Below are 530 nucleotides of genomic sequence, written 5' to 3' on the forward strand. Positions count from 1 at the left end.
AGGGTGCGAAATGTGAGTTACTAAAATAAGCTATTTTTGATCACTCTGATTCAACCGGGTTCGACAGCAGCCGGACAGATAAAATGCCTCTCATCCTTTGAGACAGAAAGGTTGGGAGGCATTTTAGTCATATGGTTATTTATGAAAAATGTTCAAAGAGGACTTCAGTCCCAAATCTGTAAAGCACTGCGCTTATTTGACCGTCAGTTTGGTTCATGAACAACTGAAATCGTTCTGCGCGCTTCCACAATCCCCCGCAGCTTTCATCATCCCCCACAATGCAAAATCATGATTCGATCAAGCGAACAGCGTCACCGCTGTCCGCTTGACGAGAGCAACGCTTCTTTGACCAACTCCATCGCGTGTCCATCGTTCGGGTCATTCGTCCCCAACTCGCCGCGGAAGGCTTTCTGGAGAACGGATTGTTTTACTAAATCGAGCTTTTCCTCCGCTGCCAAAACGAGTTGTTTTTCGTTCTCTAATTTTTCTAATAAGTTGTCGAGTTTCTCGGCGATGCGTTTTTGTTCGTT

1 pseudogene is annotated in these 530 nt (G+C 45.5%); it reads right to left on the reverse strand.

Annotated elements, in window-relative coordinates:
* Positions 1 to 311 precede the first annotated feature (311 nt).
* Positions 312 to 530: pseudogene (locus VU18_RS16695) on the reverse strand (restriction endonuclease); the annotation flags it as partial.

Source organism: Geobacillus sp. ZGt-1 (assembly GCF_001026865.1).
Taxonomy (GTDB): Bacteria; Bacillota; Bacilli; order Bacillales; family Anoxybacillaceae; genus Geobacillus; species Geobacillus thermoleovorans.